Source organism: Oceanospirillum sp., from assembly GCF_982874595.1.
On sequence record NZ_CEYNZH010000058.1, the window covers coordinates 1 to 22632 of the forward strand.

At 49.9% G+C, this 22632-nt stretch carries 25 protein-coding genes and 1 other RNA gene; 6 read left to right on the top strand and 20 right to left on the bottom strand.

The genetic code is table 11. The annotated features are described in order from the left end of the window. Nucleotides 1–89: 89 nt before the first annotated feature. The 6 genes from AC4GL5_RS16250 to rsmI form a co-directional block, all read right to left on the bottom strand. A complete protein-coding gene (locus tag AC4GL5_RS16250; RefSeq protein ID WP_490383850.1) occupies nucleotides 90–1661 on the bottom strand; it encodes a UDP-N-acetylmuramoyl-L-alanyl-D-glutamate--2,6-diaminopimelate ligase in 1572 nt (523 codons plus the stop codon). Next, entirely contained in the window at nucleotides 1651–3342 is a 1692-nt protein-coding gene (locus tag AC4GL5_RS16255; protein ID WP_490383851.1) for a peptidoglycan D,D-transpeptidase FtsI family protein, read from the bottom strand. Before AC4GL5_RS16255 ends, AC4GL5_RS16250 begins: the two co-directional genes overlap by 11 nt. Continuing rightward, the gene (gene ftsL / locus AC4GL5_RS16260) at nucleotides 3342–3824 is read right to left on the bottom strand and encodes a cell division protein FtsL (protein ID WP_490383852.1); all 483 of its coding nucleotides are present in this window, start codon (nucleotides 3822–3824) and stop codon (nucleotides 3342–3344) included. Before ftsL ends, AC4GL5_RS16255 begins: the two co-directional genes overlap by 1 nt. A 60-nt stretch (nucleotides 3825–3884) precedes the next feature. Further along, nucleotides 3885–4823 carry a 16S rRNA (cytosine(1402)-N(4))-methyltransferase RsmH gene (rsmH, locus tag AC4GL5_RS16265; protein ID WP_490383853.1) on the bottom strand — a complete coding sequence of 313 codons (939 nt, stop codon included), beginning with the start codon at nucleotides 4821–4823 and terminating at the stop codon, nucleotides 3885–3887. Between the two features lie 77 nt (nucleotides 4824–4900). Further along, nucleotides 4901–5263, bottom strand: an RNA gene (rnpB, locus tag AC4GL5_RS16270) — RNase P RNA component class A. Nucleotides 5264–5431: 168 nt separating this feature from the next. Then, the gene (gene rsmI / locus AC4GL5_RS16275; RefSeq protein WP_490383854.1) at nucleotides 5432–6280 is read right to left on the bottom strand and encodes a 16S rRNA (cytidine(1402)-2'-O)-methyltransferase; all 849 of its coding nucleotides are present in this window, start codon (nucleotides 6278–6280) and stop codon (nucleotides 5432–5434) included. 193 nt (nucleotides 6281–6473) lie between these two features. Between rsmI and AC4GL5_RS16280 the strand changes: the two genes are divergently transcribed. From AC4GL5_RS16280 to AC4GL5_RS16290, 3 genes are read left to right on the top strand one after another with little or no spacing between them, the layout of a single operon-like run. Continuing rightward, nucleotides 6474–8381, top strand: a complete 1908-nt coding sequence (locus tag AC4GL5_RS16280; protein ID WP_490383855.1) for a penicillin-binding protein activator — start codon at nucleotides 6474–6476, stop codon at nucleotides 8379–8381. Between the two features lie 46 nt (nucleotides 8382–8427). Continuing rightward, nucleotides 8428–8793: a YraN family protein gene (locus AC4GL5_RS16285; protein ID WP_490383856.1), complete on the top strand. Its 366-nt coding sequence runs from the start codon at nucleotides 8428–8430 to the stop codon at nucleotides 8791–8793. Between the two features lie 16 nt (nucleotides 8794–8809). Further along, nucleotides 8810–9406: a phosphoheptose isomerase gene (locus AC4GL5_RS16290; RefSeq protein WP_490383857.1), complete on the top strand. Its 597-nt coding sequence runs from the start codon at nucleotides 8810–8812 to the stop codon at nucleotides 9404–9406. 165 nt (nucleotides 9407–9571) lie between these two features. Here AC4GL5_RS16290 and AC4GL5_RS16295 read toward each other — a convergent pair whose 3' ends face one another. The 8 genes from AC4GL5_RS16295 to zapE form a co-directional block, all read right to left on the bottom strand. Beyond that, nucleotides 9572–9994 carry a ClpXP protease specificity-enhancing factor gene (locus tag AC4GL5_RS16295; protein ID WP_490383858.1) on the bottom strand — a complete coding sequence of 141 codons (423 nt, stop codon included), beginning with the start codon at nucleotides 9992–9994 and terminating at the stop codon, nucleotides 9572–9574. Between the two features lie 11 nt (nucleotides 9995–10005). After that, nucleotides 10006–10638: a glutathione S-transferase N-terminal domain-containing protein gene (locus AC4GL5_RS16300; RefSeq protein ID WP_490383859.1), complete on the bottom strand. Its 633-nt coding sequence runs from the start codon at nucleotides 10636–10638 to the stop codon at nucleotides 10006–10008. A 114-nt stretch (nucleotides 10639–10752) separates the two neighbouring features. Continuing rightward, nucleotides 10753–11514 carry a cytochrome c1 gene (locus tag AC4GL5_RS16305; protein ID WP_490383860.1) on the bottom strand — a complete coding sequence of 254 codons (762 nt, stop codon included), beginning with the start codon at nucleotides 11512–11514 and terminating at the stop codon, nucleotides 10753–10755. Next, a complete protein-coding gene (locus AC4GL5_RS16310) occupies nucleotides 11514–12770 on the bottom strand; it encodes a cytochrome b (protein WP_490383861.1) in 1257 nt (418 codons plus the stop codon). Before AC4GL5_RS16310 ends, AC4GL5_RS16305 begins: the two co-directional genes overlap by 1 nt. Beyond that, a complete protein-coding gene (petA, locus tag AC4GL5_RS16315; RefSeq protein WP_490383862.1) occupies nucleotides 12770–13363 on the bottom strand; it encodes a ubiquinol-cytochrome c reductase iron-sulfur subunit in 594 nt (197 codons plus the stop codon). Before petA ends, AC4GL5_RS16310 begins: the two co-directional genes overlap by 1 nt. Nucleotides 13364–13693: 330 nt before the next feature. Continuing rightward, complete coding sequence (gene rpsI / locus AC4GL5_RS16320; RefSeq protein ID WP_490383863.1) at nucleotides 13694–14086, bottom strand: 30S ribosomal protein S9; 393 nt, start codon at nucleotides 14084–14086, stop codon at nucleotides 13694–13696. A gap of 13 nt (nucleotides 14087–14099) precedes the next feature. Then, nucleotides 14100–14528 carry a 50S ribosomal protein L13 gene (rplM, locus tag AC4GL5_RS16325; RefSeq protein WP_490383864.1) on the bottom strand — a complete coding sequence of 143 codons (429 nt, stop codon included), beginning with the start codon at nucleotides 14526–14528 and terminating at the stop codon, nucleotides 14100–14102. 221 nt (nucleotides 14529–14749) lie between these two features. Then, the gene (zapE, locus tag AC4GL5_RS16330; RefSeq protein ID WP_490383865.1) at nucleotides 14750–15841 is read right to left on the bottom strand and encodes a cell division protein ZapE; all 1092 of its coding nucleotides are present in this window, start codon (nucleotides 15839–15841) and stop codon (nucleotides 14750–14752) included. 335 nt (nucleotides 15842–16176) lie between these two features. Here zapE and AC4GL5_RS16335 point away from each other — a divergent pair, with 335 nt between their 5' ends. After that, on the top strand, nucleotides 16177–16620 hold the full coding sequence (locus AC4GL5_RS16335) for a Z-ring associated ZapG family protein (protein WP_490383866.1): 444 nt from the start codon (nucleotides 16177–16179) through the stop codon (nucleotides 16618–16620). A 34-nt stretch (nucleotides 16621–16654) separates the two neighbouring features. On the opposite strand, the gene AC4GL5_RS16340 is transcribed toward AC4GL5_RS16335, so the two are convergent. Further along, nucleotides 16655–17413: a Nif3-like dinuclear metal center hexameric protein gene (locus tag AC4GL5_RS16340; RefSeq protein ID WP_490383867.1), complete on the bottom strand. Its 759-nt coding sequence runs from the start codon at nucleotides 17411–17413 to the stop codon at nucleotides 16655–16657. 174 nt (nucleotides 17414–17587) lie between these two features. On the opposite strand from AC4GL5_RS16340, the gene AC4GL5_RS16345 reads away from it, so the two are divergent. Further along, nucleotides 17588–18742, top strand: coding sequence for a Do family serine endopeptidase (locus tag AC4GL5_RS16345; RefSeq protein ID WP_490383868.1), 1155 nt, complete (start codon nucleotides 17588–17590; stop codon nucleotides 18740–18742). A 68-nt stretch (nucleotides 18743–18810) separates the two neighbouring features. On the opposite strand, the gene AC4GL5_RS16350 is transcribed toward AC4GL5_RS16345, so the two are convergent. From AC4GL5_RS16350 to folE, 5 genes are all read right to left on the bottom strand, one after another. Next, on the bottom strand, nucleotides 18811–19581 hold the full coding sequence (locus AC4GL5_RS16350) for a TIGR04219 family outer membrane beta-barrel protein (protein WP_490383869.1): 771 nt from the start codon (nucleotides 19579–19581) through the stop codon (nucleotides 18811–18813). A gap of 132 nt (nucleotides 19582–19713) precedes the next feature. Then, nucleotides 19714–19983, bottom strand: a complete 270-nt coding sequence (locus tag AC4GL5_RS16355) for a hypothetical protein (protein ID WP_490383870.1) — start codon at nucleotides 19981–19983, stop codon at nucleotides 19714–19716. Between the two features lie 48 nt (nucleotides 19984–20031). Next, entirely contained in the window at nucleotides 20032–20364 is a 333-nt protein-coding gene (locus tag AC4GL5_RS16360) for a thioredoxin family protein (RefSeq protein WP_490383871.1), read from the bottom strand. 5 nt (nucleotides 20365–20369) lie between these two features. Continuing rightward, entirely contained in the window at nucleotides 20370–20765 is a 396-nt protein-coding gene (folX, locus tag AC4GL5_RS16365) for a dihydroneopterin triphosphate 2'-epimerase (RefSeq protein WP_490383872.1), read from the bottom strand. A 44-nt stretch (nucleotides 20766–20809) separates the two neighbouring features. After that, nucleotides 20810–21364 (bottom strand): GTP cyclohydrolase I FolE, encoded by a 555-nt coding sequence (folE, locus tag AC4GL5_RS16370; protein ID WP_490383874.1) that lies wholly within the window; start codon nucleotides 21362–21364, stop codon nucleotides 20810–20812. A 539-nt stretch (nucleotides 21365–21903) separates the two neighbouring features. Here folE and AC4GL5_RS16375 point away from each other — a divergent pair. Beyond that, entirely contained in the window at nucleotides 21904–22422 is a 519-nt protein-coding gene (locus AC4GL5_RS16375; protein WP_490383875.1) for a hypothetical protein, read from the top strand. Nucleotides 22423–22632: the final 210 nt, after the last annotated feature.

Consider the following 22632-nt stretch of genomic DNA (forward strand, 5'->3'; position numbering starts at 1 on the left):
GTCTGTCTCCAGCTGCGTAAAGTTAAACGGCTCACCATGACAAGTGCCGCCAAAACGCTGCTGAAGCTCAGAGAATGAGAGCGCTCGCATCATGATTTAACCGCTCCTTTTTTAGACTGGGACAGGGACTCGGATCGGGTATCCGGCGTATTTTTATCGGCGCTGTACGTATCAAGAGCCAACATCGCCTGCTCAACATCATCGAAATGATGACGTTCACCCTGTACTTCCTGATAGGTTTCGTGACCTTTACCGGCGATCAGAATGACATCGTCAGGATTCGCCTGAGCAATCGCCTGACGGATCGCTTCTGCCCGATCAACATCCGATAAGGCTGCAGGTTTTAACAAGCCCTGCTTAACCTGATCCAGAATATGAGCCGGATCTTCAGTGCGGGGATTGTCACTGGTGACAACCACGTTATCAGCCATTCGGGATGCGACCTCAGCCATAAGCGGGCGCTTACCTGCATCACGATCACCACCACAACCAAAGACACACCAGAGAAGCCCCTGAATATGTTCTTTCACCGCAAGCAGCGCATTTTCCAGCGCATCCGGCGTATGCGCATAATCGACAACCACCTGCGGCTTATGATCCGGATTCTGTGATCCTGATACCCGCTGCATACGCCCTGCTACCGGCTGAACAACCTCTAGCCGGGAGATAACCGCTTCGGCCTCAAATCCCATCGCCAGCAAAGTCGCTGCCGCGGCCAGAGCATTGGCAACATTAAACCGGCCCAACAAGGGCAGCTGAAGATCAAAACGTCCCCAACGACCATCCAGAGTTAAAGCAAAGCCCAGAGGGTTCGCCATACAGGATGCGCAATAAAAATCCGCGGTATTATCGGTGAGGCTGTAGCGAACAATCTGCGCCTGACGATTAGAGGCCTCAATCTGACGTATCAGCTCGGCACTGTAGCCGTCATCAGCATTGATCACGGCATAGCGAATAGGATACTGGGTAAAAAGATGAGATTTGGCTTCCCCATAGGCCGCCATAGTACCGTGATAGTCCAGATGGTCACGGCTCAGGTTGGTAAAGACACCAACTTCAAAGGGCACTCCAGCGGTACGGTGCTGATCCAGAGCATGGGAGGACACCTCCATCGCCTGATAACAGAAACCATCCTCTTTCAGTTCAGCCATCACTTTATGCAGCTGAACCAGATCCGGCGTGGTGTGGGTTGCCGTTTTCAGATCATTCAGCGCGCCAATACCCACCGTACCGATCACAGCCGCTTTCTGCTTAAGCCCTTCGAGCATACAGGCCAGATAGTGACTGACCGACGTTTTGCCGTTGGTACCTGTGATTCCGATCAGGTGCAGGTCTGAATCATTTAACTCACCGGCAGCTCCCAGCCATGCCCCTAACCGCTGACGTAGATGATTCAGAGCAACAACGGGGACCTGATCAACCTCATAAAGCTCATCGTTATCAGATTCCAGCAGAACCAACCCGGCTCCTCTGGCGATTGCCTGAGGAATAAAATCATGCCCTCTGTGGGATACACCATTAAGTGCGACAAAGACATCATCGGATGAAATCTGCCGGGAGTCGATACAAAGTACACCCTGCACATCAGTCAGAGCCTTTATCTTAGGGAAGCACTCCGTCACTTGGTTGATTACAAAGGTAACAAAACGATCACGGCTCATTTGCGACCTCTTCAGCAATCTTATCCGGTGGTACATTGAGATAGCGCAGGGCATTGCCCATGATGCGACTGAAAATAGGCGCGGCAACTTCACCACCGTGATACTCGCGACCGGACGGGCTATCCACCCACACAATCGCAACGACCTTAGGATCAGAAACAGGGGCTATACCTGCAAAGACCGCCATATATTCATACTCATAGCCTGTAGCACCTACTTTGTGCACGGTACCGGTCTTACCAGCAACCCGATAACCGGGAATCGCCGCACGGGTTCCGGTACCACCGGGCAAGGTAACCGTTTCCATCATCTCGACAACACGGTTCGCTGTGGATTCGGGCAAAATCTGCTCATCCGGCAAGGTATCAGCGCCCTTAATCAGGGAGACATATTTCTTCAGGCCATGATTTGCCAAGACCTGATAAGCCTGAGCAAGTTGCAGAGAGGTCACCGCAAGACCATAGCCATAAGCCATGGTGGCAATTTTAGCTTTTTGACCTTCACGGGGAGCCGTCAGACTCCCGACCGCCTCTCCAGGAAAACCGATACCGGTGCCCTGCCCCAGCCCCATCTGCTGCAGATAAGACCAGACAGTATCAATCGGCATCGACAGAGCGATTTTCGCCACGCCAACGTTGCTGGATTTAGTAATAATGGTGGTCAGATCCAGATTCCCGTAGTTCCTAAAATCACGAATACTCTGATTGCCGAGTCGCAGATAACCCGGACTGGTATCCACCACATCATCCGCTTTGTAGTGACCACTGGCGATGGCAGAAGCCACAGTTAACGGTTTAATCGGTGAGCCGGGCTCAAACAGATCAATCAGAGCGCGGTTGCGTAGCGCTCTCAAATCCAACGAACTTCGATCATTTGGGTTATAGGAAGGCTGATTCACCATCGCAAGAACCTCCCCGGTCTCAGCATCCAACAGAAGTACCGACCCCGACTTAGCACCGTGCTGATCAACGGCTGCCTTCAATTCACGATAGGCCATAAACTGCAGTTTCAGGTCAATCGTCAGCCGAATATTCTGTCCCGGTTCCGGTTGTTTAAGAACCTGAAGATCCCGAAACACATGACCTCGACGGTCTTTAAGTACCCGCTTCTCACCCGGCTCTCCTTTAAGGGCAGCATCAAAGGCAAGCTCAATACCTTCCTGCCCCTTATCATCAATATTGGTAAAACCGACCAGATGCGCAGCCATCTCATGCGCAGGATAGTAACGCTTGTATTCCGGTTGCCCGTAAACACCGGAAATTTTCAGATCTAACGCCAGATTGGCCTGATCAGGGATCATATGGCGACGCAGATAAATAAACCCTTTCCCCTCAGCATCACGCATTTTTTTCTTCAGGGCGGCAACCGGCATTTCCAATACAGCAGCCAGATCAACCAACTGCTCCTCAGTCGCGTCAAAATGCTTGGGATTTGCCCAGAGTGTGGTAACCGGTGTGCTGACAGCCAAGGGTTCACCATTGCGATCCTGAATCATGCCCCGATAGCCGGGTATAAGCTCATTACGCACACTTCGGGCATCGCCTTGCTCCTGCAAAAACTCACGGTCAGCAATATGGAGGTGCACCATTCGCCCCGCCAACAGCAAAGCAGCGGCCAGAAGCACGATCAGAGCAATAGGGTAACGCCAGCCAATAAGAGCGGATTCTTTTCTGCGATCCATCAGTCAGCCGTCCCGGAAGAGTTCGCTGGGTCTTGAGAAGACTGATTGCGAATTTGAATCGATAAAGCATGCTCTGCATTCAAACGGGCAGCATCCAGAACATGAATATTTTCGGGTTGAATCAACTGCATCTGCAGCGACTCGCGGGCAAGAGCTTCAATACGACTTGGCGACGCCAGAGTACTGCGTTCAAGCAATAACTGCCCCCACTCAACATCGTAGTAACGCTGCTGTTTTTCCAGCATTTGCAATTCAGCATAAGCAAGGCGATTTTCATACGCCGCATAAACAACCAAAAGCGCTGAAATCAGGGTTAGCAGACTGAAGCCGATAAAAAGACGGGCAGAATAGGAGAGTGAGCCCGGCAGCAGCGCCGCCAGCTCAGAACGAATCTGTATATAAAGGGATTGAGCGGGCAAGGGGCGACGGGTCGCGCCCTTACCTGATACGTCATGTCTTGATGCTACTGGTTCCGGACTCATAGCATTCGCAGCTCTCTTCACTCGATTCCTGACAATTCCAAAACAGTTGCGTCAGTGCGACTAGGCCACACGTTCAGCGACCCGCATCACCGCACTGCGGGAACGCGGATTAGCCTGAACTTCCTGCTTGGAGGGTTTAATTGCTTTACTTAACAGCTTCAGTCGGATATTCAGCTGTTCCTGAGTAAAGGGCACCCCCGGAGGCAAATGGGTGTCACCTTTAGCCATATCACGCATAAAGCGTTTGACCAAACGATCTTCCAGAGAGTGAAAACTGATCACCACCAGACGCCCGCCAATCTTCAGCAGATCCAGTGACTGTTTTAGACAGATCTCAAGATCTTCCAGCTCACGGTTGATATGGATACGGATTCCCTGAAACGCACGGGTTGCCGGATGCTTACCTTTTTCCCAGGCCGGATTGGCGTCTTTCACAATCTGCGCCAGACGTCCGGTACGGGTAATAGGCTCAATCTTACGCTCAGCGATGATAGCGCGTGCCATACGACGGGCGAAACGCTCTTCACCGTAATCTTTCATCACACGAATCAGCTCAGCTTCCGATGCGGAGTTCACCCAATCGGCTGCCGACTCACCGGCATCCGGGTTCATACGCATATCCAGCGGGCCATCGTTCATAAAACTGAAACCACGCTCCGGATCATCCAGCTGCGGCGAGGAGACCCCCAGATCCAGCAGGATACCATCCAGCTGGCCGGCAACACCTTCCTGAGCGGCAAACTGATCCAGCTCAGCAAAGGAGCCACGGAAGACTTTGAAACGACTGTCTTCGCCTTCCAGAACCTTAGCGGTTTCCAGAGCACGGGGGTCTTTGTCGATACCGTAAAGCTTTCCCTGCTCGTCGAGATTCTCTAAAACGAGACGCGAGTGGCCGCCCCGACCAAAAGTGCCATCTACATAGGTGCCGGATGGCGTGTGAACCAAAGCCTCTACGGCTTCATTCAACAAAACGGTCAGGTGCTGAAAAGCTTGAGTCATGATGAGATCTGATTATTGATTTGCGGTTAAACCGGATCAGAGCCCGTCAGACAAGTGTCTGACGGGCTCTGTAAATGATGTGGAGTCGGCCGATAAGCCGGGTTCTGTCGTAGACAGTCATTCATCTAGGGCCAGCGTTGCCACTGGCCTCAAGCAACCTACCCGAACCCAGTGCGGGCCGCACCTGTAGGGTTCCTATTTGGTCTTGCTCCGAGTGGGGTTTACCATGCCATGAACTGTTGCCAGTCATGCGGTGCGCTCTTACCGCACCCTTTCACCCTTACCTGTGCTCCCGAAGAAGCCATCGGCGGTCTGCTCTCTGCTGCACTTTCCGTAGGCTCGCGCCCCCCAGGCGTTACCTGGCACTCTGCCCTATGGAGCCCGGACTTTCCTCCCCTTTTACAGCAAGCTGTAAAAGCAGCGACTGCCTGGCCAACTCCAAGCGAGCTAGGATATAAGGATCACTGTCGACAGACAACCTGTTTTTACCTAAAAACAGGTGGAAAAGCCCTCAAAAACCAAAGACCTGGCAACATCAGCCCAAAACGCTTTGGTACCGGAAAAATACAACTTTCAGCCGGTAGCTGACAGCCTTTAAAAACAGGATCTTAATCCGCTTTTTGCAGCTCCAGAGCCTGCTGGTAAAGCGCGTTCTTTTTCTGGCCGGTGATTTTGGCACACAAGGCAGCCGCCTGCTTAACCGGCAGTTCAGCCAGCAGCACTTTCAGCACCTTCTCAGCCGAGACCGCAGCAGCCTCTCCATCTTCTTTTTCCGGCGCTCCGGCAACCACCAGAACAAATTCACCCCGCTGCTGATTCGCATCCCCCTGCATCCACTCTAACGTCTGCGCCAGAGAACCGGTATAGAAAGTTTCAAAGGTCTTGGTAATCTCGCGGGCAACGGTGATCTGACGATCAGCACCGAAGACTTCAGCCATATCGGTCAGAGAATCGACGATCCGGTGCGGAGACTCATAAAACACCAGCGTTCGAGTCTCATCTTCTACCTTCTGCAGTTGTTTTTTACGGCCACTGCTTTTGGCGGGCAGAAAGCCCTCAAAACAGAACCGATCCGTTGGCATCGCCGCTGCAGATAACGCGGTCACCAGCGCACAAGGCCCCGGCACAGGAACCACTTTGAAGCCCGCCTCCCTGACCGCCTGCACCACATGAAAGCCCGGATCAGAGATCAGCGGCGTCCCGGCATCAGAGACCAGAGCAATACTTTGACCGGCAGACAGCTCAGCAATCACCTTTTCGATGCGCTGTTGTTCATTATGGTCATGCACCGAAAACAGAGGTTTGTTGATGGTGAAATGCATCAGCAGCTGACGGGTATGCCGGGTATCTTCTGCAGCAATCAGATCAACAGAACGCAGAACGCTCAAAGCGCGCTCAGAAATATCGGCAAGATTACCAATCGGCGTAGCAACCACGTACAATACGGACTCGGACATCCTGACACCTTGTTTTGTCGGTTAAAAAAATCGATAAAAATCGTTAGAAAACATACAGAAAGATCAGACTGGCAAGTGCTAAAGAGCATGTCGCTCACTGCCTACTGAACAATTTTCCGGTACTGATACTGTTAACAGCCGGTTCAACCAAGACGATCTTGTGAATAGACGATCCTGAAATAAGAGTTTGATTATGCCTGCTCGTGAACAGCAAAACTGCAATCCAAACCTTAAAAAAACATTGAAAATGCATCGCTGGATGGCTATCCCAGTGATTGCCATTCTCGCAGCCTGTGGCGGCGGTACCCAGAAACCTCAGACTGATGGCGATTTATCGGCCACTGAGAGTCGCGAGACAAAACTGTCCGCAGAAGACCTGCTGTTACTGGCCCAGCAATCCAGTTTTGACCAAGCCCAAGTTTATCAATTACGGGCGGCCGAGATTCTAGCACAGGAAGGCAAGCCGGACGCAGCCCTGCGCTTATTAGCCAAGATCCACGCTTATCGCTTGCCATTTACGCTTCAGAAACGCTTTGTATTTCTGTCCGCAGAACTCAGTCTGGGCACAGGCGAAGGCTGGCAAGCGCTTATCGCACTAAACAATACCGGCAACCTCATCTATGACCGCCTTTCACCAAGCGAACAAATGTCACTAACTGCGTATCGTGCTCACGCTTATGGCATCCTGGGCTACCACGAAGCCAGTGCCCGGGAATATCTGTTACTGGCCCGCCAGCAAACCGGTTTGCCGGCACAGCAAGCTTACGAGCAACTCTGGCAAGCTCTGCTGAACATCACTCTTAACGATATCCGCTCCCTAATGGATACCGAAGAAGATGAAGAGTTAAAAGGCTGGCTGGATCTTGCCAGGGTCCGCAAGGAAGCAGCTAACAATCTCGACCAATTTAATGCTGAACTGAGTCGTTGGTTACGGCACTGGAGCGACCACCCGGGGGCGCTATCCTTACCACGAGATATGGCTTTTCTGGTTGAGATCAGCCGTAACCCGATACAGCACATAGCGGTATTCTTACCTCAATCTGGCTCATTGGCACGCGCAGGCAACGCTATTCGCGATGGCATCGTGGCCGCAGCAATCGATGCCCGCGCACAATCAGCAGCCACACCTAAACTGAGCTTCTATGACAGCAATGCCATGAGCCTTGATGAACTGTATCGCGCCGCAATGGCTGCCGGGGCAGAAGTCGCCATTGGCCCGCTTTCAAAGAGCAAAGTGACCGAGCTTCAGGAGCGCAGCGCCCTCGCCCTGCCAACCCTCGCTCTGAACTACGGAACGGGTGACGAAACAGAAAACAGCCAACTCTTCCAATACGCTATTTCAGCAGAAGATGAAGCGACACAGGCCGCAAAAACTGCTTGGCAGGATGGGAAAAAACGCGCTTTGACGCTAACGCCATCCAGCGATTGGGGAGGTCGCGCGCTAACCGCATTTGAAACCACTTGGTCGGAACAGGGCGGAACCGTCGCAGAAACAGCCATGTACTCCGGCAAAACCAATTTAGGACTCAGCATTGAGAAAATGCTAGAGGTTGATAAAAGCGAGCGTCGCTGGCGTCGTATGAGTCAGATCCTGGATCAGAAAGTAGAATTCGAACCCCGTCGTCGACAGGACATCGATATGATGTTTCTGGTCGCTACGCCAGCAACAGCCCGCCAGGTAAAACCGGCACTGGCATTCTATTACGCGGCCGGCCTTCCGGTTTATGCAACCTCCCACCTGTACAACGGCAAAGCATCGCCATCAAGGGATCAGGATCTGAATGGTATCAATTTCTGTGACATTCCGTGGTTTCTGGAAAATGATTCCAGCCTGAAACGCCAGATCGATAAGTCCTGGCCAGATGAAACAAACCGTTATGGTCGCCTTTTTGCCATGGGCACTGATGCGCTTCAACTAGCCGGACGACTGCGTATGCTGCAGGCACTGCCAGACAGCAAAGTTTATGGCGCAACCGGAGCTCTTTCTATGCAGACGAATCAGATGATTCAGCGCCAACTGGAATGGGCTACCTTCGTTAATGGCCGACCAGTTATGCGCCAACACCTGGCAACACCCGCAGCGGCCAAAAGCGGCAGCTAAACCCGTAATCAAAGACCAGAACAGAACACCAGCAAGGATGCTGAGAATGACATCACCCACACAGAAAGTCGGCTATAAAGCGGAAGAAGCTGCTGAAGCCTATCTTGAATCACAAGGGCTTAAGGCAGTGGAACGCAATGTTCACTTTAAGACCGGGGAACTGGATCTGGTGATGAAGGACAAGGATACTCTGGTGTTTGTTGAGGTGCGTTACCGTAAAAACAAAAGATTTGGCAGCCCTGCGGAGACCGTAACCCGCAGCAAGCAGGAGAAACTGGTACGCACAGCCCTGCTATATTGCCAAAAGCACAATATTACATCTCCCTGGCGTATCGATGTTGTCGCTATCAACGACATTCAGAGCAGCCATGAAAAGGAGATCAGCTGGATACCTTCAGCGGTTACAGCCTGAATTTTGAGAACAGACCATGGATTTACAAGATCGGATCATTGCCAATTTTCACAGCAGTATCGACTCTCAGGCGACCGCCAGTGAGATGCTGCCCCCGCTCCTTGAGCATGCCAGCGCCCTGATTGTGAACTGCCTGATCAGCGATAATAAGATATTAACCTGCGGCAATGGTGGCTCTGCAGCCCTGGCTCAGCATTTTGCCTCAGAAATGCTCAACCGCTATGAAAAAGATCGCCCCAGCCTGCCTGCAATGGCACTTTCAACAGACAGCTCAACGCTGACGGCTATTGCCAATAGCGGAAGCTTCAATGAAATCTTCTCCAAGCAGGTGCTGGCCCTTGGTCAACCAGGAGATATTCTTCTGGTGATCACATCCAGCTGCAAGTCTAACAATGTGGTTCAGGCGGTTCAGGCAGCCCATGAGCGCGGCCTGACGGTCATCGCGCTAACGGGCGGAGATGGCGGTGATGTCGCTTCGCTTCTCAGCAGCGAAGATTTTGAGATAAGAGCACCTGCTGATCAGCCCAGCAGAATTCAGGAAGTTCAACTGCTGGCGATGCACTGCCTGTGCGATCTGATTGACTATCAGCTCTTTGGGGCGATGGAAGGCTAAACCTGAGAAATTTTCTGGCTCTGGGGTTTTCGGGCTGCGAATCCTGCTTGTGACAAGCATTCGGCCCAGTGCAGCAATGTTCAAACATAAAAACACTGAATTTCAGACATAAAAAAGGCGTCTTACGACGCCTTTTTCAGATCATCCGATGACGACTTCACTGCGCTACTTAACCACGCGCAGTGAAGGTCGTTTAGTCTCGGACTCTTTCTCTTCCTTAACCGGCTCTGGTTCGGCATCAACCGCCACAGGGCCTTTAGGTTCGGGATCCGGCAATTCAGGCTCATGGCCGAAAGCCATTCCCTGTCCGTTCTCTTTCGCATAGATGGCCAATACAGCAGCAACCGGTACATAAACCTGTTGCGGCACACCGCCAAAGCGCGCAGAAAAGGCAACGGCTTCATTTGAGATATCCAGTTCGCGTACCGCACTCATGGCAATATTCAGCACAATCTGACCATCATGAATATGCTGGGAAGGCACCATCACATTTTCGATGGTGGCATCGACAGCCAGATAAGGTGTCAGATCGTTATCAGCTAACCATTCGTACAATGCACGAATCAGATACGGACGACTGGAAGACATATCAGACCCAATTACAGACGCATCTCACGTTCAGCTTCAGACAGACTCGCCTGGAACGCTTCACGGTTAAAGAGACGGTTATTCATGTATGACAGTAGCGGTTGAACCTGTTTCTCAGGTAGTTCAATACCCAGAGCCGGCAAACGCCACAGAATCGGAGCAATGCAGCAGTCAACGATAGTGAACTCTTCGCTCATAAAGTATGGTAGCTCTTCAAAAATCGGGCTGATACCAACCAGACCTTCGCGCAACTCTTTACGAGCTTGCTCAACTGCTTTTTCATCTTTATTTGCTGTGATGATATCAACATGCACACACCATTCGCGTTGAATACGATGCATCCACAGACGGCTTTGCGCACGGGCAACAGGGTAAACCGGTAGTAATGGCGGATGCGGGAAACGCTCATCCAGATACTCCATCATTACATTCGGCTCATACAAAACCAGATCACGATCGACCAGCGTGGGCAGGCTGTTGTATGGATTGATATCGGCCAGCTCGGCAGGCTTATTGGCTTCAAGGCAATCCAGAATATCTACAGCAACTCCCTTTTCTGCTAGCACAATACGTACACGATGGCTGTAATGATCTTCACCGTTGGAATAAAACGTCATCGAAGAACGCTTGGCTGCTACACCCATTGTCTAACCCCTATCAAATTTTCAGGCCCATAATGAAAGCATAACTTTGCTCTCTGAGCAAAAAAAGCGCGCAACCGCAAAGGGCTGCACGCTCTTGTCATCAATGGCTAACGATTAGTGAATATCGCGCCAGTACTCTTTCTTCAGCAGATATGCGAAGAAGAACAGAATTACGATGAAACCCAGCACCCATGGAGCGATGCGGTTGCTTTCCAATTTGGAAGGCTCGCCAGCATACACCAGGAAGTTTGTCAGGTCGTAGACAGCTTTATCAAATTCTGCCTTGCTCATCGCACCCTCTTTGGTGATTTTCAGGCAGCTTTCGCCAACCTGATTACCCGTCAGAGGATCAACTTCTGCAACGTGATGGTTAGGATCACAAACTTTTTCCTGAATACCCTGCAGAGAAGCCAGAACGTTTGGCATGCCTACATCAGGGAATACAGTATTGTTAACACCCCACGGACGACTTTCGTCAACGTAGAAGCTACGCAGGTAAGTGTAGATCCAGTCAGCACCACGCAGACGGGCTTCCAGACTCAGATCCGGAGGAGCCGCGCCAAACCATACTGCCGCATCCTCTTTCTGCATAGCGATACGCATCTGATCGTTATACTTCAGAGAGCTGCTGAAAATCAGGTTTTCTTCGATCACATCCTGAGGAATACCAAGGTCTTCAGCAGTACGTGCGAAACGCTGGAACTGAGCAGAGTGACAACCCATGCAATAGTTCACAAACAGTTTTGCACCATTCTGCAGAGACGCTTTGTCATACAGATCAGGTTCCATTTTATCCAGGTGAACATTACCGCCACCTGCTGCAAGCGCCGTAAACGGTACCAGCGCTAAAATCAGTGCAATCAGTTGCTTTTTCATTAGCCTGTCACCCTCTCTGGCACTGGTTTAGTGGATTCAAACTTGGTGTACCAAGGCATCAGAATGAAGTACAGGAAGTAGATCGCTGTACACAGCTGCGCCAGAGCAGTACGGCCCGGAGTAGAAGGCAGCGCACCCAGAACACCCAGAATTACGAAGCTGATTGCAAACAGAAGCAGGAATACTTTACTGATCCAGCCTTTGTAACGCATAGAGCGTACAGGGCTCTTGTCCAGCCAAGGCAGAACAAACAGGATCGCAATCGCAGCACCCATTACAACCACACCCCAGAACTTAGCGTCTAAGCCAAACATCGGGAAGGTGATCGCACGCAGCATTGCGTAGAACGGCGTGAAGTACCAAACCGGGGCAATGTGAGCAGGCGTCTTCAACGGGTTAGCCGGCTCAAAGTTCGGCGCTTCGATGAAGTAACCACCCATAGTCGGTGCGTAGAAAATAATCGCACAGAACACGAACAGGAACACCGCTACGCCCACGATATCTTTCAGGGTGTAGTAAGGGTGGAATGGAATGCCGTCCAGCGGGATACCGTTCTCATCCTTGTGTTTCTTAATGTCGTTACCGTCCGGGTTGTTAGAGCCCACTTCGTGCAGAGCAATGATGTGCAGAACAACCAGAGCCAGCAGAACAATCGGCAGTGCAATAACGTGCAGCGCGAAGAAACGGTTCAGTGTGATACCAGAGATCAGGAAGTCACCACGTACCCACTGCGCCAGATCAGGACCAATGCCCGGAATCGCAGTGAACAGAGAGATAATAACCTGAGCACCCCAGTAAGACATCTGACCCCATGGCAGCAGATAGCCCATGAAAGCTTCAGCCATCAGAGCCAGATAGATCGCCATACCGAAGATCCAGATCAGCTCACGAGGGGCTTTATAGGAACCGTACATCATGCCACGGAACATGTGCAGATAAACAACCACGAAGAATGCGGAAGCACCCGTCGAGTGCATATAGCGCAGCAGCCAGCCGTATTCCACATCACGCATGATATATTCAACGGAAGCGAAAGCGCCTTCAGCACTCGGGTTGAAGCTCATGGTCAGCCAGATACCGGTCAGGATCTGGTTAACCAGCACCAGCAGTGCCAGAGAGCCGAAGAAATACCAAAAGTTGAAGTTCTTAGGAGCATAGTATTTGCTCAGGTGATCTTCCCACATCGCCGTAGCCGGGAAACGATCATCAATCCAGCCCATCAGGCCCGGATTACCTTTGTTACGGTTACCAGCCATTATGCTTTCTCCTGATCTACACCGATGACAATAGTGGTGTCTGACTCGTACTTGTACGGAGGAACCTCAAGGTTCACAGGAGCCGGAACACTCTTATAAACACGGCCAGCCAGGTCAAAACGGGAACCGTGACACGGACAGAAGAAGCCACCCAACCAGTCGTCACCCAGATCAGCAGGACCTACTTCCGGACGATAGGTAGGAGAACAACCCAAGTGAGTACAGATACCGATCATCACTGCATATTCTGGCTTGATAGAGCGCAGAACACCCGTTACGTACTCAGGTTGCTGTGGAACTGCAGATTGCGGATCCGCAACCTGGTCGTTCAGCTTCTCTAAGTTCGCAATCATCTCTGGCGTACGGTAAACAACCCATACAGGCTTACCACGCCATTCGACTGTCATTTGCTGACCCGGTTGCAGCTTTGAAATATCAGCTTTAACCGGAGCACCCGCCGCCCGTGCTTTCGCACTAGGGTTCCAGGATGCTACAAAGGGAACCGCTACCCCCACAACGCCCACTGCACCAACTGCAGATGTCGCGCCGAGAAGGAAACGGCGACGCCCTTTGTTTACGCCGTCATTACTCATCGTAAGGTCTCTCCCATCAACCAACCCGTTAAATTTCAAAGGGTTATGCAACTTAAATTAAGCAACTTAACCCGTTGCCATTTTTCACGGAAAATAAATGGCACAAATAGTAAAAAAATCAGCACCGCAACACAAGGAAATATACCCCTGTAAAAATAATGCCTTAGTTGCATAGCCCGGTGCGAAGGCAGCAAGGTTAAACCTTACTTTTAAACGCCGCTTGAGCCAGATCAACTTTGAGGTAGATAGTTGTGTTGCGGGCAAAAAAAACGCCCAGACGCAAGGGCCTGAGCGCTTTTTGATAACAAACCAATAAGGTCTGTAAGCGAATTAACGCTTGGAGAACTGCGGACGCTTACGTGCTTTACGCAGACCCACTTTCTTACGCTCAACTTTACGAGCGTCACGAGTCACGTAACCTGCTTCACGCAGAACTTTACGCAGAGTCTCGTCGTAATCCATCAGTGCACGGGTAACGCCCAGACGGATTGCACCAGCCTGACCGAAATCACCACCGCCTTTAACAGTGATATTCAGATCAAACTTTTCATTATTTTCAGTCAGCTCAAGCGGCTGACGCACAACGATACGTGCAGTAACACGACCGAAGTATTCATCCAGAGGCAGACCGTTTACAACGATGTTGCCAGAACCCGCGCGCATAAATACACGAGCTGTAGAGGTCTTACGACGACCGGTACCGTAATACTGAGTTGCAGACATGTTTATCTTCCTATTAAAGTTTCAGTTCTTGCGGCTGTTGTGCTGCGTGCGGGTGGTTTTCACCAGCATACACTTTCAGCTTCGCCTGCATTGCACGACCCAGCGGGCCTTTTGGAAGCATGCCTTTAACGGCCAGTTGGATAACACGCTCTGGAGCGTGATCGATCATCTGGTTGAAAGACATAGACTTAATACCGCCGATAAAACCGGTGTGACGGTAGTACATTTTGTCTTTTGCTTTGTTGCCAGTAACCTTCACTTTTTCAGCGTTAACAACAACGATGTAGTCACCGGTGTCAACGTGAGGAGTGTACTCAGGCTTGTGTTTACCGCGCAGGCGACGAGCCAGCTCAGTAGCCAAACGACCCAGGGTCAGACCTTCTGCGTCGACAACATACCAGTCGCGCTTTACTGTCTCTGGTTTTGCACTAAAAGTTTTCATAATTAATAGCCTATATCGGTCTTACGATCTGAGATTCATTCCCGTCCCGATGGACCAGTTGCCTATTTTTATTGGTTGCAGATCCGTTGCAACGTTCATTACCTTAAAAAAGGAGCGCGAAGTATAGCGACTTCACCGACCAAAGTTAAGCCCTTCGGCCAGTAAAAACTGCAAATAATTCGCTAACGCTTCTTTAAAATTAAACCGCCATAAAAGATGAATTACGGGCGATGCTCCCGAGCCAGATACTCATGGGACTGCATCTCGAGCAAACGGGATACCGTACGATCAAACTCAAAGCTCAGGTTTCCCCCGAGGTACAAATCCGGAATGCCGGCTTCAGCAGAGATAATCAGTTTGACATTACGATCATAAAACTCATCCACCAGATTAATAAACCGGCGGGCCTGATCATCGGTATCACGCTTCATCTGAGGGACATCACTCAGAAAAACGGTGTGAAACTCTTTTGCTAATTCGATGTAGTCATTCTGACTACGAGGCCCGTCACACAACTCATCAAAATCAAACCAGACCACATCCTCATGGATACGCAAGGTTTTCATCTGACGGTGATTGATCTCAATAGCGACATCAGCTTTACCTTCACCCAAGGCAATACTCTTAAAACTTTTAGTCAGACTTTCATTAGCGGCTGAATCCAGTGGGTAGTGGAAAATCTCAGCCTGCTCAAGTGCCCGCAGACGGTAATCGACACCGCTGTCTACATTAACCACTTCGGTGTATTGCTTAAGCAGATCAATGGCTGGCAGGAAGCGCGCACGTTGCAGACCATTTTCATAAAGGCCATCCGGTACAATGTTCGAGGTGGTCACCAGAGCAACGCCATTATTAAACAGCTCACCCAACAGGCCCGCCAGAATCATGGCATCAGTAATGTCTTTAACAAAAAACTCATCCAGACAAAGCACACGAATCTCTGAAGCCAAGTTAGCAGCTACCAGTGTCAGCGGGTTTTTTTCACCATCATATTTTCGCAGGTCGTCATGGACACGCTGCATAAAACGGTGGAAGTGAACGCGCATCTTCTCTTCAAACGGAAGACTGTCAAAGAAAGTATCCACCAGATAAGTTTTACCCCGACCGACACCGCCCCAGAAGTACAACCCCATAGCCGGCTCCCTGACTTCGGGCTTACCCAATAGGCTCTTCAGAAACGATTTTTTAGGCGGCTGATAAGCAACCAGATCATCATAAAGACGCTGCAAGTGCTTCACCGCCATCTCCTGTGCCGGATCATAGCTGAAGTCATCCCGTTCAAGATCTTGTTTGTAGCGCTCTAAAGGTGTCATAAATCTGCTTCCGAAGGTTGTACAGAAAACCGCTAATTTACTTTGATATTCACTTGGATAAAGTGCAGCCATCAGCGAACCGAGGGTACAAAGGTGTTGAGGCTGAGATTTTGTGGGCGGCATTATAACGGTTTGCAGGTCAACACCCAAACACAGACATTAGCCGCAGGGTAACGCGTGGCATTCAAGCCGATAAAATTAAAACAAGACGCTAAATTTAATGTATTTGAAGAATATGCCGTTGGTCTTATCCACCGAATACCCTGTATAATAATCAGCACGTTAGGACATCATTACTCTATTCAGATGTCATCCAAGTAGTTAAGGAGTCATTTATGGAAGCCAATATCGACTGGACCCTTATTATTCTGACTTTTATCGTGGGCTGTGGTGTTGGTGCTCTGATCTATCACCTGCTGAATGCTAACACGGGTGAAAACTCAGATCTTAAGCAGCGCATGAATCAGAAAGAGATGGAACTGGCCCGTCTGAATGAGAATGTCAGCGAGCACTTTGCCCGTACCGATGAGCTGCTGGCCAGCATGGAAAAGAATTACCAGAACCTGGTAGGCCATCTGCAAAGTGGCGCTGAGAGTTTCTGTGATGACGCCTCTCTTTATAAGCGTATCAGCAAAAAGAGCCGCAGCAGCAAACAGGAATCTTTCGATGATGACAACTATCAGGCGCCGATGGATTACGCACCTAAGTCGTCCGGTACACTGTCTGAAGATTTCGGTCTGGAACGTGAAAAGATGCCAGAGCCTCCTAAAGGCCTGTAAATTCTGACTAAGACTCCATCATAAAAAACCCGGCTTATACCGGGTTTTTTTCATCCAAAGCAATATGTTCAATATCGTAACGATCCTCAAGCCATTGACCTAATGCCAGCACGCCATAACGCTCAGTAGCATGGTGCCCTGCAGCGATATAAGCCACCCCTAACTCCCGTGCAGCGTGTACCGTATTTTCAGATATCTCACCGCTGACATAAAGATCGCAACCCACTTCTGCCGCCTGATCGATAAATCCTTGAGCAGCTCCCGTGCACCAGCCTATTTTGTTGATCTCTTTTGACAGATCTCCGATCACCAGAGGTTCCCGATCTAATTCACGGTGGATTCGTGCGGCAATTTCACCCAATGTTTTATCTTTCATGGCCGAACCGACCAGCCCGATACTTTTTGGATTACCTGACTCCAGACCATCGCTGACAGACCAATCCAAAATACGGGCAAGCTCAGCATTGTTGCCCAGCACAGAGTGCGCATCCAAGGGTAAATGATAGGCCAGCAGACTAATATCATATTTAATCAGAGTCGAAAGCCTGCGATACTTCATGCCGGTAACCGTAGGGGATTCATTTTTCCAAAAGTATCCGTGATGCACCAACAGCGCATCGACACCTGCAGCCACAGCCTGATCCAGAATATTCTGACTGGCAGTTACCGCTGTCGCAATCTTGCTAACCTGCTGTCGACCCTGAACCTGTAAACCATTCGGGCAATAATCTTTATAAGCTTGTGGTTCCAGCAAAATATCCAACTGTTTAACCAGCTCGTCTAACCCCAGCATCTGTTCACTCCAAAGCAACTTACATACATTAAACTTATACTAACACGCCCTTGAGCGTGACGATTAGCCACAGGCATAAGTACAACAAGTGGAAAACCCTGCTGTCATCTGATTGAATTTTGCGTTACAAACACCATATAAACTGAACCCGTCCGAATCAGTATTGAGTTTTTCATGAAAAAACTATTTCGCTATCTTTCGCTACCAGTGCTGGCTGGTGCTGTCATTGGCCTGACAATTAATCTGCAAACCTCTGCCCCTGATATACATGAGGCGAACCCTAAACCAGTTTTTGTAGAAGCTGCACAAGCCGCGAATTCACCAAAGCTGAGCGGCCCTTTCAGCTATTCGGACGCTGTAAAACAGGCTTCTCCGGCCGTTGTTAATATTTACACCAGTAAAATTATCGAGCAACGTACTCATCCGCTCTTGCAGGATCCGGCATTCCGACAATTCTTTGGTTATAACGGCGTACCCCGCCAGCAACGCTTGCAGTCAAGCTTGGGCTCTGGCGTGATTGTCAGTGCCGATGGCTATGTCCTGACCAACAACCACGTTATTGCCGGTGCTGATGAGATTAAGGTTGCGCTTAAGGATGGCCGCGAAACAATAGCCCAGGTTGTCGGTACCGATCCGGAAACCGACCTTGCCGTTTTGAGCATCCAACTGCCCGATCTTCCGGTTATCACCATCGCCCCTTCAGACGATATCGAAGTCGGTGATGTCGTGCTCGCTATCGGAAACCCCTTTGGGGTTGGTCAGACGGTGACAATGGGTATTGTCAGTGCAACTGGACGCGACCAGCTGGGGATCAATACCTTTGAAGACTTTATCCAGACTGATGCGGCAATCAACCCTGGGAACTCAGGCGGAGCCCTAATCAATCCAAGGGGTGAACTACTGGGTATCAACACCGCCATCTTCAGTAAATCCGGAGGTTCACAGGGGATTGGTTTTGCCATCCCATCTAATCTTAGCCGCCAGATTATGGTAGATATTATCCGCGAGGGCAGCGTAGTACGGGGCTGGCTGGGTGTCGAAGTGCAGGAATTAACACCGGCGCTGGCTAACTCCTTCGGCTTTCATAATGGCCGGGGTATCTTAATTGCGGGACTGCTTCGCAATGGCCCCGCTCATCTGGCAGGTATGCAGCCAGGAGATATTATCACCCAGGTAGAAGGGGAATCTGTTGTCAGTGGCCGCAACACCATGAACCAAATTGCTCAGAAGCGCCCCGGAGAAAAGATCACCATTACAATATTTCGTGATGGCCAATCTTTAACCCTGCAGGCAGAAGTTGGCAGACGGCCAACTCCGCCGCAAAGTTAGTCATCCTGTTCAAACAACAAAGCCCCGACTGATGAATCAGCCGGGGTTTGTTGTTAATACCAACCTAATCAGAAATGCAGAGTGGCACTGGCATACCAACCACTGGCTGTCAGATCAGCATCCAAATCATCAACATCATCCAGCTCCATACCGAAGCTGCGATAACCCAACTCACCACCAATCTCAATAGGCAAAGGGGCGGATGCCGCAACATAGAAGCGACGATCCGAAATAGTTGCCCCACCCACACTCAGATAATTAATGACACCGCCAACCGCCAACGGGAAAGGAGCCATCGGAATATCAAACTGCCCCTTACCATACAGAAGAGGAACGGGCACATCCAAAGACACTGACTCATCTGCGCTGCCTGAGGTGTCTTTAATGGTAATATCACCGTCGAACTGGCGAATCGTGAGACCCACATCAGCGCTGAGCCAGCCCAGGCCATCCAGAATTTCATAATAACCCGTGTAGTCGGTATGGCTCAGATCGAATTTACTGTTTACCTTGGAGCTCGCGGTATAGGTCTGCCCTTCAAAAGAGATTGACCGGCTAAGCGTTTCGGAACTGCTTTCAGACAAACTGGTACGTTCCAGACGGAAATTAGGCAGCAAGGGAACAGGATGCTCAATCGCAACATAGAAGCTGTTGGCAGACGTGTCCGAAAAACCAAGATCACGTTCGACATCAATATCAGAAGCCGCAGAACCTTCTGACTGAAATCCACCACTGATATCCGGTGTCCACATAGAGGCACCTGCGTGTAAACCAATAACATCAGCCTGCGCACTGACCGCTGCAAACATCAGACCTAACGGAGCAAGTCTCTTTAACATCTTTAAAACCCTCTATATGTTCTCTTTGGGGCTATTGTATTCGAAATTAATCCAACGCCCACTTTTAACTGTTTCTTTATATAAGAATACCGTAACACTGTGATCCGTCTCACAAGCTGTAAAACGTTCCGGTCAGAAACGGCCTAATTTTTTGTACCAAGGTACGGCAACCTCATCACTGCCGAGTTTTTGAGTACCCACAGCTTTCAACTGTCCTGCCGGAAGGTTAAAAACCTGTCGTGCAGAACCATCCCCCTGAGCATCAAAACTTACCGCAATATCTGCATCCGGCAGCCCTCTGCCCCGCCAACCGGTCAGATCAAAGGTGAACATTTCTCCGGAATCAGAACGGATAACACCTTCCTGAGTCGCTGCATCGAAGGAAACAATCAGACCTTGCATGAGGTATATCTCCAGAAGAAAGATTCAGACAATGAAGCGATTGAAAAATCAGCGGCCAGCCCAAAGCGCCAGAGGGCGGGCAAGCTGTTCCTGCAACAAACCAAGGTTAACATGGCGAAGCTGACGTGAAAGCTCCTGTCCATCCAGAGTCACAATCAGCGTAGGAACAGATAACACCTGAAAGCGACTACAAGCCTCAGGAAAACGAGACAGATCCAGCCACAAAAATCGACCTTGGTAGCCACGAGTTTCCGACCATTGCGGCAGCTTAAGCTTCAATGCATCGCAAACCCCACAGTCAGGCGTAGAGAACAAAAGAAAGGCCAAACCGGATGAGACATCCATCTCATCCGGGCTGTTAGCTTCAGTAAAAAGAGCCATCTGGCTTAGTCCCTGTGATCAGACAGGGTGATCGAGACAGAGTCAGAGAACCGAAGCGCATGAGGCTTATCCACTTCTACCTGCGCTACCTGAACCTGCTCATAGGACATCGTGATATCCAATATTTCACGGGTCAGGCGCTCCAGTAACGCAAAACGATTGCCTTCAACATGTGCAATCACCGCTTTGGTGATGGTGCGATAGTTCAGGGCTTCATCAATATGATTAAAGCTCACCGCACGATCCGCCAGATACTGAATGGTGATGTTAATAATGACATCCTGCTTATTAACAATTTCGTCTTCATTAATACCGATATAGGTTCTAAGACGCAGGTTTTTAATCTGAATTGTTGCCAGATTATGGCCTGTGTGGGCATTGCTTACCGCATGTAATGGCATATCAGATCCTTATCCGGGAACGTCCCAGCCTGATGACAAACGATTTAGCTGCTGATCAGCTGAAGGTATTCCATACGAGTCGACTGAGACTCACGGAATGCGCCTAACATCACAGAGGACTTCATGCTGGAGTTCTGCTTTTCAACACCGCGCATCATCATGCACATGTGTTTCGCTTCGATAGTCACCGCAACACCACGGGCACCGGTCACCTGCATCACCGCATCGGCAATCTGCTTGGTCAGGTTTTCCTGAATCTGCAGACGACGGGCATACATATCGACAATACGGGCAAACTTAGACAAACCCAGCACTTTGCCGGATGGCAGATAGGCAATATGACACTTACCGATAAATGGCAGAATATGGTGCTCGCACATGGAGTACAGCTCAATATCCTTTACGATCACCATCTCATCGGTTTCAGATTCGAAAACCGCGCCATTGGTCACACTTTCCAGTGTCTCTTCATAGCCCTTGGTCAGATACTGCATCGCTTTAGCAGCACGCTTAGGAGTATCCAGCAATCCTTCACGCTCAGGGTTCTCACCCAGCTCAGTCAGAATAGTTTCGTAAAGACCGGTCAGTTTTTCTGTCATTGCAGTGCCTTAGGGTTAATCAAAATCAAGGTATATGATCTCTGACTGATATAGAATGCTCCGGAACTTACCGTGCGGAACGATTCTATTGTGTTCAGAGCGAACGACTGTTGTAAAAAAAGCAGCAATATTAACGCACTTTCCTACTCAAAGGGGTGCGACAATTTGTCCATTTTACCCAACCAATAGAGTCAAGCATAATCTTTGCGCGTAAAATTTAGCTTCAGTATAAATATCCGGAAAACAGCTGCACTGATGGATAAACAACATCGTTGTACCCAGATTGACAGCGAAACAAACTAATTGCCCGGATCTGTTATACTGCGCACGTGTTAAGCCAGATCATCAGGCTGCTTCATTTTGAGTGATACATAAGAATGAACTCAGGACAATGTGTTCTGAAAAAGCATCACCCGCAGTCCTGATTACACCAATCGGATGCCAAAGCAGAGATTACGTCTGGAACGCATCCGGCTAATTCTGTACCCCAGCTCACTATCGAGCGGTGTGCAAAACCAGTACTAATGAGACGGTGAGCTATGAAACGATTACTGACATCTGTTGCTCTATTAGGAGCCTGCCTACCCGCTTTTGCCGAGACATCTGCAGCGGAAGGTTACCAACTGCCCACGGATACCGTTCTGAAAGTACAGGTTCTGATTGATAAGAGCCTTTCTCAAGGCGAAACCGTTTCTCATATGCTGCTGAAGTCCACAGGATCTGAAACCGGCGCAACGCTGCCTGAGCGCTGCCTGTTATCAGGAGACGCAGAGATCGATAACGGCAGGCTTTCACTACACGTCAACCGGGCGCTGTGTGTCGAGCCAAATGGACACATTTTCGATGGTGTTATGGATGCTTATCTGGTCAATAGCTCTGACAAAAAAGGCATCACTGAACCCTGTGTTGGTTCATCATGCAACAAAGCGGTACTGCAGGCAGGTGTTGATTATCGCCTGAAACTGCTGAAATCTGCTGATATCGCCCTGGTGGTTAACCAGACTGAGCAGATCAATATTCAGCGTCGGAATCATAAGCAGGAAGTCCCTGTGGAATAAGTCATCGGCAAACTGAACTCAAAAAAGCCCGATATTCATAGTGAATATGAAGTGACCCCCAATAGTTGGACACCCAACATTGGGGGTTCTTTTTTATGGCAAAGTACAGTCGTTCACTCAAAATAGCGCTGGCTCAGAAGTGCATCAATGGCACTCCAGCCACACAACTAAGCCGTGAGCACGGCATCTCAAAAAGCCAGATTCAATACT

Bases quoted from the DNA above. Each gene is read 5' to 3' on its own strand.
- AC4GL5_RS16250 (WP_490383850.1), bottom strand. From the start codon at position 1,661: ATGAGCCGTGATCGTTTTGTTACCTTTGTAATCAACCAAGTGACGGAG.
- AC4GL5_RS16255 (WP_490383851.1), bottom strand. From the start codon at position 3,342: ATGGATCGCAGAAAAGAATCCGCTCTTATTGGCTGGCGTTACCCTATT.
- ftsL (WP_490383852.1), bottom strand. From the start codon at position 3,824: ATGAGTCCGGAACCAGTAGCATCAAGACATGACGTATCAGGTAAGGGC.
- rsmH (WP_490383853.1), bottom strand. From the start codon at position 4,823: ATGACTCAAGCTTTTCAGCACCTGACCGTTTTGTTGAATGAAGCCGTA.
- rsmI (WP_490383854.1), bottom strand. From the start codon at position 6,280: ATGTCCGAGTCCGTATTGTACGTGGTTGCTACGCCGATTGGTAATCTT.
- AC4GL5_RS16280 (WP_490383855.1), top strand. From the start codon at position 6,474: ATGCCTGCTCGTGAACAGCAAAACTGCAATCCAAACCTTAAAAAAACA.
- AC4GL5_RS16285 (WP_490383856.1), top strand. From the start codon at position 8,428: ATGACATCACCCACACAGAAAGTCGGCTATAAAGCGGAAGAAGCTGCT.
- AC4GL5_RS16290 (WP_490383857.1), top strand. From the start codon at position 8,810: ATGGATTTACAAGATCGGATCATTGCCAATTTTCACAGCAGTATCGAC.
- AC4GL5_RS16295 (WP_490383858.1), bottom strand. From the start codon at position 9,994: ATGTCTTCCAGTCGTCCGTATCTGATTCGTGCATTGTACGAATGGTTA.
- AC4GL5_RS16300 (WP_490383859.1), bottom strand. From the start codon at position 10,638: ATGGGTGTAGCAGCCAAGCGTTCTTCGATGACGTTTTATTCCAACGGT.
- AC4GL5_RS16305 (WP_490383860.1), bottom strand. From the start codon at position 11,514: ATGAAAAAGCAACTGATTGCACTGATTTTAGCGCTGGTACCGTTTACG.
- AC4GL5_RS16310 (WP_490383861.1), bottom strand. From the start codon at position 12,770: ATGGCTGGTAACCGTAACAAAGGTAATCCGGGCCTGATGGGCTGGATT.
- petA (WP_490383862.1), bottom strand. From the start codon at position 13,363: ATGAGTAATGACGGCGTAAACAAAGGGCGTCGCCGTTTCCTTCTCGGC.
- rpsI (WP_490383863.1), bottom strand. From the start codon at position 14,086: ATGTCTGCAACTCAGTATTACGGTACCGGTCGTCGTAAGACCTCTACA.
- rplM (WP_490383864.1), bottom strand. From the start codon at position 14,528: ATGAAAACTTTTAGTGCAAAACCAGAGACAGTAAAGCGCGACTGGTAT.
- zapE (WP_490383865.1), bottom strand. From the start codon at position 15,841: ATGACACCTTTAGAGCGCTACAAACAAGATCTTGAACGGGATGACTTC.
- AC4GL5_RS16335 (WP_490383866.1), top strand. From the start codon at position 16,177: ATGGAAGCCAATATCGACTGGACCCTTATTATTCTGACTTTTATCGTG.
- AC4GL5_RS16340 (WP_490383867.1), bottom strand. From the start codon at position 17,413: ATGCTGGGGTTAGACGAGCTGGTTAAACAGTTGGATATTTTGCTGGAA.
- AC4GL5_RS16345 (WP_490383868.1), top strand. From the start codon at position 17,588: ATGAAAAAACTATTTCGCTATCTTTCGCTACCAGTGCTGGCTGGTGCT.
- AC4GL5_RS16350 (WP_490383869.1), bottom strand. From the start codon at position 19,581: ATGTTAAAGAGACTTGCTCCGTTAGGTCTGATGTTTGCAGCGGTCAGT.
- AC4GL5_RS16355 (WP_490383870.1), bottom strand. From the start codon at position 19,983: ATGCAAGGTCTGATTGTTTCCTTCGATGCAGCGACTCAGGAAGGTGTT.
- AC4GL5_RS16360 (WP_490383871.1), bottom strand. From the start codon at position 20,364: ATGGCTCTTTTTACTGAAGCTAACAGCCCGGATGAGATGGATGTCTCA.
- folX (WP_490383872.1), bottom strand. From the start codon at position 20,765: ATGCCATTACATGCGGTAAGCAATGCCCACACAGGCCATAATCTGGCA.
- folE (WP_490383874.1), bottom strand. From the start codon at position 21,364: ATGACAGAAAAACTGACCGGTCTTTACGAAACTATTCTGACTGAGCTG.
- AC4GL5_RS16375 (WP_490383875.1), top strand. From the start codon at position 21,904: ATGAAACGATTACTGACATCTGTTGCTCTATTAGGAGCCTGCCTACCC.